11 protein-coding genes and 1 pseudogene are annotated in these 11,397 nt (G+C 58.7%); 9 read left to right on the top strand and 3 right to left on the bottom strand.

From position 1 onward, the window contains the following. The first annotated feature begins 289 nt into the window (after positions 1 to 289). The 3 genes from thrS to ABIZ35_RS18435 all read left to right on the top strand — a co-directional run bounded on the left by thrS (position 290) and on the right by ABIZ35_RS18435 (position 3,099). The gene (gene thrS, locus ABIZ35_RS18445; RefSeq protein WP_348221386.1) at positions 290 to 2,044 is read left to right on the top strand and encodes a threonine--tRNA ligase; all 1,755 of its coding nucleotides are present in this window, start codon (positions 290 to 292) and stop codon (positions 2,042 to 2,044) included. 201 nt (positions 2,045 to 2,245) lie between these two features. Further along, on the top strand, positions 2,246 to 2,539 hold the full coding sequence (locus ABIZ35_RS18440) for a type II toxin-antitoxin system Phd/YefM family antitoxin (protein ID WP_348221385.1): 294 nt from the start codon (positions 2,246 to 2,248) through the stop codon (positions 2,537 to 2,539). Further along, a complete protein-coding gene (locus tag ABIZ35_RS18435) occupies positions 2,536 to 3,099 on the top strand; it encodes a PIN domain-containing protein (protein WP_348221384.1) in 564 nt (187 codons plus the stop codon). The genes ABIZ35_RS18440 and ABIZ35_RS18435 overlap by 4 nt, the downstream gene beginning before the upstream one ends. Positions 3,100 to 3,158: 59 nt before the next feature. Here ABIZ35_RS18435 and ABIZ35_RS18430 read toward each other — a convergent pair whose 3' ends face one another. Continuing rightward, positions 3,159 to 3,944: a DUF1559 domain-containing protein gene (locus tag ABIZ35_RS18430; protein WP_348221383.1), complete on the bottom strand. Its 786-nt coding sequence runs from the start codon at positions 3,942 to 3,944 to the stop codon at positions 3,159 to 3,161. 598 nt (positions 3,945 to 4,542) lie between these two features. Between ABIZ35_RS18430 and infC the strand changes: the two genes are divergently transcribed. The 5 genes from infC to pheT all read left to right on the top strand — a co-directional run bounded on the left by infC (position 4,543) and on the right by pheT (position 9,223). Continuing rightward, on the top strand, positions 4,543 to 5,286 hold the full coding sequence (infC, locus tag ABIZ35_RS18425) for a translation initiation factor IF-3 (protein ID WP_348221382.1): 744 nt from the start codon (positions 4,543 to 4,545) through the stop codon (positions 5,284 to 5,286). Between the two features lie 181 nt (positions 5,287 to 5,467). After that, on the top strand, positions 5,468 to 5,668 hold the full coding sequence (gene rpmI, locus ABIZ35_RS18420; protein ID WP_348221381.1) for a 50S ribosomal protein L35: 201 nt from the start codon (positions 5,468 to 5,470) through the stop codon (positions 5,666 to 5,668). A gap of 95 nt (positions 5,669 to 5,763) precedes the next feature. Next, a complete protein-coding gene (gene rplT / locus ABIZ35_RS18415; RefSeq protein ID WP_348221380.1) occupies positions 5,764 to 6,147 on the top strand; it encodes a 50S ribosomal protein L20 in 384 nt (127 codons plus the stop codon). A gap of 8 nt (positions 6,148 to 6,155) precedes the next feature. Beyond that, the gene (gene pheS / locus ABIZ35_RS18410; RefSeq protein WP_348221379.1) at positions 6,156 to 7,142 is read left to right on the top strand and encodes a phenylalanine--tRNA ligase subunit alpha; all 987 of its coding nucleotides are present in this window, start codon (positions 6,156 to 6,158) and stop codon (positions 7,140 to 7,142) included. Positions 7,143 to 7,159: 17 nt separating this feature from the next. After that, positions 7,160 to 9,223 (top strand): phenylalanine--tRNA ligase subunit beta, encoded by a 2,064-nt coding sequence (gene pheT / locus ABIZ35_RS18405; RefSeq protein ID WP_348221378.1) that lies wholly within the window; start codon positions 7,160 to 7,162, stop codon positions 9,221 to 9,223. Positions 9,224 to 9,283: 60 nt separating this feature from the next. Here the strand turns inward: pheT and ABIZ35_RS18400 are convergent, their stop codons facing one another. Then, positions 9,284 to 9,991, bottom strand: a complete 708-nt coding sequence (locus tag ABIZ35_RS18400; RefSeq protein WP_348221377.1) for a DJ-1/PfpI family protein — start codon at positions 9,989 to 9,991, stop codon at positions 9,284 to 9,286. Positions 9,992 to 10,091: 100 nt separating this feature from the next. On the opposite strand from ABIZ35_RS18400, the gene ABIZ35_RS18395 reads away from it, so the two are divergent. Then, the gene (locus ABIZ35_RS18395) at positions 10,092 to 11,030 is read left to right on the top strand and encodes a GlxA family transcriptional regulator (protein WP_348221376.1); all 939 of its coding nucleotides are present in this window, start codon (positions 10,092 to 10,094) and stop codon (positions 11,028 to 11,030) included. A 27-nt stretch (positions 11,031 to 11,057) separates the two neighbouring features. Here ABIZ35_RS18395 and ABIZ35_RS18390 read toward each other — a convergent pair. Beyond that, positions 11,058 to 11,397 (bottom strand): annotated as a pseudogene (locus ABIZ35_RS18390) (methyltransferase); the annotation flags it as partial.

Raw genomic sequence — 11,397 nt, 5'->3', positions numbered from 1 at the left:
TCGACACCCTGACCATTGAAAGAATTTCTGTTCTTGTTCTGGAGAAGGATTCAATCGATACCGATAGCATTTCCGAATGATCATTGTCTACTATTATACATGGAATCGAACAAGGATTCAATTCAATCTCGCGCCTTCGGCACGGCGCTATCCATCTCCCCCATAAATGGGGAAGTCTTTCGCGCGATTTCGATAATATCGATGCGCGTCTGCGACTGATCTCCGTGTTTGACAAGAATACCGGGTTTCTGTCATACTAGAGAACATTTTCGTAGAGGAGAAAAGCAACGTGGCTGACAATTCGCAACCCGCCGAGCAGTATGCAGAGATATGGAAACAGCGCCACACTGCCGCGCATGTCCTGGCCCAAGCGGTCGTGGAGATGTTTCCGACTGCGAAGCTCGCGATCGGCCCGCCGATCGACGACGGCTTTTATTACGATTTCGATCTGCCCCGCACGCTGACTCCTGAGGACCTGGTTGAGGTTGCGTCGCGGATGAAGCGGATCAAGCGCGACAACCATCCCTTGGTGCGCAGCGAAAAGCCGCGCGAAGAAGCCATTGCCTGGGAAGAGGAGCGGGGACAGCCGTTCAAGGCGGAGCTGATCCACGACCTGCCCGAAGGCGAGACGATCTCGTTCTATACGCAGGGCTCGTTCACGGATCTGTGCCGTGGACCGCACGTCGAGAGTACGGGCAAAATCGGCGTGTTCAAGCTCGCCTCGGTTGCCGGCGCCTACTGGCGCGGTGATGAGAAGCGCGATCAATTGCAGCGCATCTACGGCTATCTCTTTGACACGCAGGAAGAGATGGACGCTCATCTGGCGCGTCTGGAAGAAGCCAAGCGCCGCGACCACAAAGTGCTGGGCAAGCAGCTCGGGCTGTTCGCGAACAACGGAACGATCGGCCCCGGCCTGCCGCTGTGGCTGCCGAAAGGCGCAACGATCCGCCGTGTGCTGGAGCGGCATATCGTGGACGTCGAGCTTGCCTCGGGGTACAGCCACGTCTACACGCCGCAGCTGGCGAAGGTGGATCTGTATAAGATCTCCGGGCACTGGGAGCACTATCAAGACGGCATGTTCCCGGTGATGAAGATCGAGAACGAAGAGTTCGTGCTTCGTCCGATGAACTGCCCGCACCATATCATGATCTATCAGAACGACGCGCATTCGTATCGGGATTTGCCGGTGCGCCTGGCGGAGCTCGGGACGATGTATCGTTATGAGAAATCCGGACAGCTCAGTGGTCTTTCCCGCGTTCGCGCCATGACGCTTAACGACGCCCATATCTTCTGCCGTGAGGATCAAGTCGTCGAAGAGGTCAAGGGCTGTATTCTGATGGTCGAGGCCGCCTATCGCAAGCTAGGCATCACGGACTACACCTATCGCCTGAGCCTGCACGACCCGAGTAACAAAGAGAAGTACGTCGACAACCCCGCGCTGTGGGAGCAGGCCGAAGGCGAGCTGCGTAACGTCTTCAAAGACTTGGGCCTGCCGTACTACGAGGCGGCGGGCGAGGCGGCCTTCTACGGTCCGAAGATCGACATCCAGCTGCGCAACATGCTCGGCAAGGAAGAAACGGTCTCGACGGTGCAAGTCGACCGCCATCTTCCCAAGCAGTTCGGCCTGGACTACACGGGCGAGGACGGCCACAAGCACCAGCCGGTCATGATCCATCGGGGCATCATCAGCACGATGGAGCGCATGGTCGCCTTCCTGATCGAGCACTACGCCGGCGTCTTCCCGACCTGGCTCGCGCCGGTCCAAGCCGTCGTCCTGCCGATCGTCGATCGGCATAAAGAGTACGCCCAGTCCGTCACGGACAAGCTCAAGGCCAAGGGATTCCGCGTCGAGTTGGACGCGCGCAACGAAAAGGTCGGCAAGAAAGTCGCGGAGTCCGAAGTGCAGAAGATCCCGTACATGCTCGTCGTCGGCGACCGCGACGCCGCCGCCGGCACGGTCTCCGTGCGTCTGCACGGCGGCACGGACCTTGGCGCGATCCCACTGGACGACTTCATCGCGCGATTGGTGGAAGAGACAGCTTAGGTTCAGCCGCTCTTTCGTAAAGAGCTGCTTCCAAATCGACAAGAAAAGACCTCCCGGTCCAAGGGAGGTCTTTTTTTGCCGAGGCTTAGACGAACACCTAGAAATACGCTTGTATAAGCTCTGGAATATCTGCTATCATATAATTAAGTGAAAATTATATGATAGAGGATTGCTATGCTTGACACGCGCCAGATACACTCAATGAGTGATTTTATCAGGAACCATAAAGCGCACATCGCGCGGCTCAAAGAAACCAGGATGCCTGAAGTGCTGACTGTCAACGGCCGCGCCGAAGTGGTGATGCTTGATACGGAGAGCTATGAAAACCTCATGAGTCGCTTGCGGCAGATGGAATCAATCACTGCAATCAGAGGGCTGATTGCACGGTCAAAATCGGATCAAGACGCGATCTTAACGTCAGAGGAGCTTGAGCGGCGTGGTCAGGTCATGGACGAGCTCACCGCCGAGACGGAGCGGCTCGGCTTATATCGATGATTCTTGCTGTATTAGATGCGTGCGTGCTTTATCCCCAATCACTGCGGGATTTGCTTATGAGGGTTGCTGTTGTTGGAGCTTACGAACCTCGTTTGACAGACGAAATTCACGCGGAATGGATACGCAATGTCTTAGCGGACAGACCGGAACTCAATCCTGCGCATTTAGAACGTACGCGTCAGTTGATGAGCCTGATCACTCCCAAATGTCTTGTTTCAGGTTATGAAGCGCATATTCCAACAATAAGTTTGCCGGATGCGAATGACCGCCATGTCGTGGCGGCGGCCATGGAAGCAAAGGCGCCCGTCATTGTGACGTTCAATCTATCCGATTTTCCCGCTCCTACTTTGCTGGCATATGGCGTTATGCCTGTTCATCCCGATATGTTTCTGTCCGCCCTTTTCGATGAGAATTCGGCCTTGTTTCTGCACGCCGTGCAAGTTCATCGAGCTTCTCTCAAAAATCCCCCCAAAAGTGTAGAAGATTATATCCAAACATTGAGAGTGAATGGCTTGAAAGAGCTTGCCGTGCGTGTGGAAGCCGGGGCCGCCGCAATCTGAGTACAAATCGACAATAAAAAGGCCTCCCCGCCAAAGCAGGGAGGCCTTTTTACGCTGCCTTACGAGTTGTAGGGGAAATAGCATCCCGTCACGGGACACTGTGTTCCGCCGGGATTGCTGTTCTGAGAATTGACATTCGTGCCTCTTAGCCACTTCGCATGCCCGTCCACGAAAGCCCAGTTGGCGCCGTCCGTGTGTCGTGCGGCTTTCGCCTTGCCGGGAGTCAAAACGGGATCGTGGTCATTGACGCCCATTGTCTTACCGGTGACATAAAAGCCAGGATTACCAGGACTTGAGTTGCAGCATTGGTTGTTTCCGCCGTTGGTCCCCCATCCAGAGATCAAGTTATCGCCATAGTCGGCCGGGGAGAGATTGGCGATTGCCGGGTTTTCCGTCGGTAATGTTTGACCTTGGATGTTTGACACTTCAATGAAAAGGATTGTGGAGGCTGGCTGGTTAGCGCCGGCAAGGGTAACGGCTTTTTCCGACAGCTGTGCATTGACGGCGTACGAAATTCGATTCCGGCCGGCGGCAACACTGGTGGAGTCGTCCGGACAGGAGTAAACGCCGGTCGATTTCACGTATGGGAAGATCTGACCAGCCCAGCCGATCCCTGCGGTTGTCCAAGCTCCCTGAGACTTGGCGCCATTGGGGAAGCACTCATCGGAGTCCTGATAGTACTGCATGTAACCCAGACCAAGTTGTTTGAGGTTGGACAAACAGGATGTCTGGCGGGCCTTTTCACGGGCCTTGGCGAAGACAGGGAACAAAATCGCTGCAAGTATAGCGATAATTGCGATGACAACGAGCAATTCAATGAGAGTAAAACCAATGCGGCTCTTCATGATATCCTCTTTCTTGGTGCACTTCAATGCACGATATGATGCTCAATTGTAGGGTAATACTATTACTTAGTCAATGCACAAAATGACATTAAAATTGCACTTTTTGACACGATAGTGCAATCTTGGTGCAGGTTTTCTACAGATTTTATCGGCAAATATATGCCGATAACAACTATGGTGCTGCACCAAAACTTGTGTTTTTTGGCGAGCAGACATTCTCTGGGGTCTTCTTCTTCCTCTGATCCGCCGTCAATCGGCCGTGGCGCGAAGACTTGCTTTTTCCTTCTCGCTCAATTCCTTGGCCTCTTTGAGATGTTTATTCCTGCTTTTTCTGTCATTCTCGCCCGGAAATATGCTGTGTTTTAGAAGTGTTTGATGATTGTGGTGAAATCATTGTATGTCAAAGGACGCAAATTTCCCGTGACTCTTGACTCCTTTCTCAGAATGGGCTATAATATAGGGAGTTTTTTGCTGGCTAAATGCAAGCGCGCCAGCATGCGGACAATCGTCAAAACAGACGTTTTCGAGCGAGCGATTTCGGAGGAATTTTATAAACAGTCGGGATTTTCGCAGAGACCCGCGTGAGCCGCGGGTAAACATGAACGAGCGGATTCGAGCGCGGGAAATCCGCGTCATCGATGACGATGGCGGTCAGCTGGGTATTATGACCCCGCGCGAAGCCCTGGCGATCGCGCGGGAACGCGGCATCGACTTGATCGAAGTCGCGCCTCAAGCGCAGCCGCCGGTCTGTAAGATCATGGACTATGGCAAGTTCAAGTACGAGCAGGCCAAAAAAGAAAAAGAATCCGCCAAGAAGCATAAGCAAAGCGAACTCAAGGGCATCCAGATGTTTCCGAACATCGAGGACCATGACTTCAATGTCAAAGTTCGCAGCGCCATCAAATTCTTGGAAGACGGCGACAAAGTCAAGGTGACGATCCGGTTCAAGGGACGCCAGATCACCCACCCGGAATTTGGACGTCAGCAGATGGATAAAGTCACGCAGATGGTCTCCGAAGTCGGGCAGGTGGAAAAGCCCCCGTCGATGGAAGGCCGTATGATGACCATGATCCTGAGCCCGCTGAAGGCTGGTGGACCCAAGCCCGCCGCGCCGGGAGCTCCCAAGCCCCCGTCCGCGCCGAAGCCCGCCACGCCGCGTCCGGCCGCCCCGGCGGCGAGCGCAGCACCCGTCGCCCCAGTGGCCAGTGCAGCGCCCGCCCCTGCTCCGGCAGTAACGCCTGCGCCAGTAGCGGAAGCGCCGGCAGCGGAAGCGCCTGCGCCCGTTGTGGAAGCGCTGGCTCCGGCGGCGACGCCTGAGCCGGAGACCCCGCCCGCCGCGTAAGCGAGCGTGTTCGAGCGCCTTTGCTTCGTGTCCTTCGCGGCTTTCGGGATGGATAAAAAGAATCGCATCGAACCCGGCGCGACAAACCGTGGCCGGGTTCGTTGTTGCGTGAAATAGAAAAAATGGAGATCGTCCATGGTGACGGTCGAAATAGAGTTATTGTACGAAGGAGACTGATACGATGCCGAAGATCAAGACCCGCAAGACCGCGGCGAAGCGCTTTAAAGTGACGGGCACCGGCAAGCTGATCCATCAGCATGCTTACCGCAACCACCTGAACATCCACAAGGGACCGGGCACGTCCCGCAAACTGGCCGCCGAAAGCCAGCTCTACAAGGGTAAACTCAAGGCGATAAAGCGGATGCTTCCCAACGGTCTTTAATTTTATTTAAAGCGCAATTTTTCGCCGCGTTCGTTTGCGGCGTCATTGATATTAAAAAGAACCGGGCGCATGAGCGCCCGTAAAAGGACAGAGATATGGCACGTGTTAAGCGTGGCTTGATGCGCCACAAGCGTCACCACAAGATTTTGAAGGAAGCCTCAGGCTACTTCGGCGGTAAGTCTCGCCTCTACAAGAGCGCGAACGAACAGGTCATGAAGTCCGGCAACTATGCCTACCGTGACCGCCGCAACAAGAAGCGCAGCTTCCGCTCGCTCTGGATCGCGCGTATCAACGCCGCCTGCCGCGCGCAGGGCGTCCAGTACAGCCGCTTCATCGCCGCCTTGAGCACGTCGGGCATCGAGCTGGATCGCAAGGTCCTGTCGGAGATGGCGATCAGCGACATCAACGCCTTCAACGGCCTGGTGAAGTCGCTCAACATCACGGTGGCGGCCCCGACGGCCGGCATCGCGACGTCTTAAATCACGACATGACACCGTACGAAGAGCTCGCGCAAATCGCGACTGAAGCCGCCGACGCCGTGGACAACGCGGCCACGGTGGCGCAGCTGGACGGTGTGGAAGTGGACTTCTTGGGGCGCAAGGGCCGGTTAACCGGTCTCTTGCGCCTCGTTGGTTCTCTCCCCGCCGAGGAAAAGCCGCAGTTCGGACAAGCCGTCAACGTCCGCAAGGCGGAGCTGCTCGAACGCCTGGGCGCCCGCAAGGGCGGTCTGGCCGCCGCCGAGCGCACCGCGCGCCTGTCCGCCGACTCGGTCGATGTCACCCTGCCCGGACGCAATGTCTGGAACGGCGGCCCGCACCCGATCACGCGCCAGATGCAGGCCGTGAAGGACGCCTTGATCTCCATGGGTTATTCGTTTGACGAGTACCCGGACATCGAGCACTACCACTACAATTTTGAGATGCTGAACTATCCTCCGGATCACCCAGCATTCGACGAGCAGATGTCGTTCTACATTGACGACACCCATCTGCTGCGCACCCAAACGACGGCGTTCCAGGCGCACGTGATGGAAGGGCGCAAGCCTCCCATTCGTCAGGCGACGATCGGCAAGTGCTATCGCTACGAGGCCGTCGACGCCACGCATTCGCACACCTTCCATCAGGTCGACCTGCTGGCTGTGGACGAGGGCCTGACGCTGGCAGACCTCAAGGGCACCTTCGCGCAGCTGACCAAGATGCTGTTCGGCGATGTCACCATCCGATTCCGTCCCGATTTCTTCCCGTTCGTTGAGCCCGGCGTCGAAGTCGCCATTCAATGGGGCGACGGCTGGCTGGAGCTGGGCGGCGCCGGAATGGTGCACCCCAATATCCTGGAATCGATGGGTATCGACAGCGAGCGCTATACGGGCTTTGCGTGGGGATTGGGAATCGACCGGATGCCGATGGCAAAGTACGGCATTGACGACATTCGACTTTTCGCGGAGAACGATGTCCGTTTCCTCCGGCAGTTCTAAGCCGTGTATTGGTAATCATGAAATTTCCCGTGGAATGGCTCCGCGAGTTCGTCCCGACGACGCTGGACGACAAAGCGCTGGCCGATAAATTGACAATGGCGGGCCTCGAAGTGGAGGAGATCACGCCGTCGGAAGACGGTCCGGTCTACCACACCAAGGTCACGCCCAATCGCGGTGATTGGATGTCTCTTCTCGGCGTCGCCCGTGAAACGGCCGCGACGCTGGATACGAAGATGTCCTGGCTTCCGACGCCCCTGCCCGACGAGAACGACGATGTGCGCCGCTGGGCGGGTGTCGTCATCACCGACACGGCTCTTTGCCCGCGTTACGCCGGCAAGGTCGTGCGCAACGTCACCATTGGCCCATCCCCCGATTGGATCCAGAAGCGCATCGCCGCCTGCGGCATGCGTCCGGTGAACGTCGTGGTCGATGTCACCAACTATGTGATGCTCGAACTGGGGCAGCCGCTCCATGCGTTTGATTACGATACGATCCCCGAAGGCAAGATCGTCGTCCGACCAGCCAACGCTGGTGAGACGATCATCACCCTGGATGGCGCCGAGCGCGCCTTGCAGGCGGGAATGCTCGTGATCGCCGATCGTGAGAAGCCCATCGCCGTCGCTGGCGTCATGGGCGGCGCGGAGACCGAAGTCACGGACAGCACGCGCCATATCTTCTTGGAAGCCGCGCAGTTCGATCCCGGCAGCATTCGGCGCACTTCCAAAGTGCTTGGTTTGTCCACGGACGCCTCCTATCGTTTCGAGCGCACCGTCGACCCCGAACTGGTCCCATTAGCCCTGGAGCGCGCCGCAGAGCTGCTCGCGGACCTCGCGGGCGGTGAAATCGCACTGGGGCGGATCGATCTGTATCCCGCCCCCAAGCGCGCCCTGCCGATCGAGCTTCGGCCGACACGCACCAATGCGATCCTCGGCACGAATCTCACCGACGAGACGATCGCGCAATCGCTCACGCGCTTGGGCCTGATCGTCGACGCCTCGGCAAGCCCTTTCAAAGTCCTGGTCCCGACCTTCCGCACGGATCTTCTCAAGGAGATCGATCTGATCGAAGAAGTCGGCCGGATGATCGGCTACGATACGCTGCCGGAAACGCTCCCCCCGTCGGCGGGCGGCGGCGGTGTGGACGCCCCGCGCGGCAAGTTCGCCGGCGATCTGCGCACTGTTCTCACCAGTATCGGTTTGCAGGAAGCGCTGACCCATTCGCTCGCGGCCCCGTCGTCCTTCGACGATCCCGAAAAGACGGACGAGCGTGTCGCCATCCGCCTCGCTCTCTCGGCGGAGCTATCCGGCCTGCGCCAGTCGCTGGTTCCCAATCTGCTGGGCGTTCTTTCGCACAACCTGCGCCAGCGCGAACCCGATGTGCGTCTCTTTGAAGTCGGCAAGGTCTTCGCCAAGGGCGAGGGCGTCAGCAACTATCTGGAAACACGCAGCGTCGCCGGCGTGCTCACCGGGGCCGTCTCGCCGCGCCGCTGGACCGGCGAAGAGATTCCCGCGATTGACTTCTACGCCGCCAAGGGTGTCGTAGAAGCCTTGTTTACCCGCCTGCGCTTACCCAAACCCCAGTTCGTGCCTGGCCAGGTCCATGGCATGCACCCCGGCCGTACGGCGCTTGTGGAGATCGACGGCCAGCCGATCGGTTACGTTGCTGAATTGGACCCCGACGCCGTGAAGTCCGAGCTGAACGTCCCCGCCAGCGTCGGCCGCGTCGCCGCCTTCGAACTCGACGCCGACGCCCTGCTCGCCGTCTCCGCCGACACACGCCACTACACGCCGCTTCCGCGCTTCCCCGCCGTCACCCGCGTGCTGGCAGTTGTCGTGGACAGCGAAGTCGGCTACTGGGCATTGGAAAGCACGGCGCGTTCCGTCGTCGAAGAAACCCTGCTCGAAGAGATCGCCCCCGAGAGCATCTACACCGGCGAAAAGATCGGCGAAGGCAAAAAGAGCGTCGCCATCCGCTTCGTCTTCCGCGCCGCCGACCGCACCCTGACCGACGCCGAAGTGGAAACACAAATGCGCGCCGTCGAAACCGCGCTCGCCGAGCGGGTAGGGGCCGTGCATCGGTAATCGCGAGATTGATCCATTGAAAGAAAAGGGCGGACGCTGCATGGCGTCCGCCCTTTTTGTTTAGCCTGCGGCTGCGGTTTCTGAGACGCTGGACATCAATCGCTGCGCTGCCTGCTCCACACGCGCCGTCGGCCGCAGGGCCGCAATGCGCGCCGCGACCTTCTCCACGATTTCCGGAGGCGCAATGTCGGGACGTCCGGCATGGAACGGCGGTTCGGGAGCGTATTCCAGGGACAGCTGGATCGATTGCGCCATCTCATCGCCCGCCAATTCCGCAATGAGCGTCAGTGCGAAATCAATCCCAGCGGTTACGCCGCCTCCTGTAATGACGTTTCCGTCGCACACAATGCGTCCGGCGTCGGGGATCGCTCCAAAGGCCGGCAGCAGATCACGCCAGGACCAGTGGCAGGCGGCGCGCTTGCCTTTCAGTAAGCCGGCGGCGCCGAGAATGATGGAGCCTGTGCAGACGGACGTGACATAGCGAGCGGATCCGCCAAGCCGGCGGATCGCGCTGAGATAGGCGTCATCTTCCAGCGCCGCGACACAGCCGTAGCCGCCCGGCACACAAAGCACATCGCATTGTTCGATGGCGTTTAAGTCGGCGAGATCACAGAACACAAGCCCGGAGGCATGGATCGATTTGCCAGAGATAGAGGCGACGATCACCTGTGTGTCCGGCATTCGCGAGAAGAATTGATGTGGGCCTGTGAAGTCGAGCTGCGTGACGTCGTCGTATATCGGCATCACGATCGTTGTCAGGGTGGACATGGCGCTGTTCTCCGATCCGTTGGTTTTATGAAAACATGGTACACTAGAACGACTTAACGATGATAGTGTCATAAAAGACAAGGATCCCTCAGAAAACGTCATGCCGAAGCACATTGGATTTTTGATTTATAATGAACACCAGATGCTCGACCTGTCCGGCCCACTCTGCGCGTTCCAGGTCGCCGCTCGCGCTTCGGGAGATGAGGCGTATCGTTTGCATGTACTCTCCGTTTCGGGAGAACGCGTCCGAAGCACCGTCGGCCTTGTTCTGGAGACAGAGGCGCTGGGGGATGTTGCGCTGGACACGCTGATCGTCGTGGGCGGAGCGGGATCGCGTTTGCTGGGGGATGGCGAGATTTCCGCAATTCGCGGCGCGGCGCTAAAGACGGCGCGCGTGGCGAGCGTCTGCACCGGGGCGTTCGTGCTGGCGAAGTGCGGACTGCTCGACGGCAGGCGCGCGACGACACATTGGCGATTTGCGGCTCAGCTGCAGCGCGACTATCCCAATGTCCAAGTCGCCGGCGATCTTATCTTCAGCAAGGACGGTCATGTCTGGACATCGGCGGGCATTACGGCGGGCGTGGATTTGGCTTTGGCCTTGATTGAAGAGGATCTCGGCCCCGCTGTTTCCCGTGCGGTGGCGCAGGAGCTTGTGGTCTATCATCGGCGTCCCGGCGGTCAGTCGCAGTTCTCGGCGATGCTGGAAATGACACCAGAGTCAGATCGTATTCGTCTTGCGCTCGGTTTTGCGCGTGACCATCTCACGGAGCCGATCCCGATCGAGCGGCTGGCGGCCGTCGCGTGCCTCAGCGTTCGTCAGTTTCAGCGTGCGTTCAAACGTGAGACTGGGGAGACGCCCGCCAAAGCCATTGAGCGGCTGCGCGCGGAAGCGGCGCGCAGCCGTGTTGAGAATGAGACGGAGGGGATCGAGACCATCGCTGCGTCCGTCGGCTTCTCCGACCCGGAACGAATGCGCCGGGCCTTTCTGCGCCTCTACGGAGCGCCGCCTCAGGCGATACGCCGCAGCGCTCGCCGCTAATACAGCGTCTGCTGAACGTGAGACGTATCACGCATGCGCCGGAGCGTCCAGAGGTTTACGCGCCCATGCGCCGAAGACCATATCCCCGATATAGGTCGCGTTCGCGCTTTCAAATTCGTCGCTCAGTCGCTGCTCCAGCGTGTCGATATCGATTTCTTCTTCAGTCGCGACCCCATGCGCCACGATGCGGGACAGCATCGCCCGGACGATCGGCTCGATTGGAAAATGCGCTTCCGGGGTCTGCACGACCGCCTCGGCGCGCACACGCTCCACCACAAGGCCCGCTTCCCGAAGCGCCCCTGCAAGACCGAAGCCCATGTGGATTTTCCCGCCCTCGCGCCAGACTGTCTGCCACATCCATCCCTGC

It is taken from the genome of Capsulimonas sp., assembly GCF_039929585.1.
Taxonomy (GTDB): domain Bacteria; phylum Armatimonadota; class Armatimonadia; order Armatimonadales; family Capsulimonadaceae; genus Capsulimonas.
The sequence above is the reverse complement of the archived record's forward strand: the minus strand, read 5'-3'. Positions and strand labels throughout refer to the sequence as shown.

Coding starts and splice junctions, on each gene's coding strand:
- ABIZ35_RS18440 (WP_348221385.1), top strand. CDS start 2,246: ATGAGTGATTTTATCAGGAACCATAAAGCGCACATCGCGCGGCTCAAA.
- ABIZ35_RS18435 (WP_348221384.1), top strand. CDS start 2,536: ATGATTCTTGCTGTATTAGATGCGTGCGTGCTTTATCCCCAATCACTG.
- ABIZ35_RS18430 (WP_348221383.1), bottom strand. CDS start 3,944: ATGAAGAGCCGCATTGGTTTTACTCTCATTGAATTGCTCGTTGTCATC.
- infC (WP_348221382.1), top strand. CDS start 4,543: ATGAACGAGCGGATTCGAGCGCGGGAAATCCGCGTCATCGATGACGAT.
- rpmI (WP_348221381.1), top strand. CDS start 5,468: ATGCCGAAGATCAAGACCCGCAAGACCGCGGCGAAGCGCTTTAAAGTG.
- rplT (WP_348221380.1), top strand. CDS start 5,764: ATGGCACGTGTTAAGCGTGGCTTGATGCGCCACAAGCGTCACCACAAG.
- pheS (WP_348221379.1), top strand. CDS start 6,156: ATGACACCGTACGAAGAGCTCGCGCAAATCGCGACTGAAGCCGCCGAC.
- pheT (WP_348221378.1), top strand. CDS start 7,160: ATGAAATTTCCCGTGGAATGGCTCCGCGAGTTCGTCCCGACGACGCTG.
- ABIZ35_RS18400 (WP_348221377.1), bottom strand. CDS start 9,991: ATGTCCACCCTGACAACGATCGTGATGCCGATATACGACGACGTCACG.
- ABIZ35_RS18395 (WP_348221376.1), top strand. CDS start 10,092: ATGCCGAAGCACATTGGATTTTTGATTTATAATGAACACCAGATGCTC.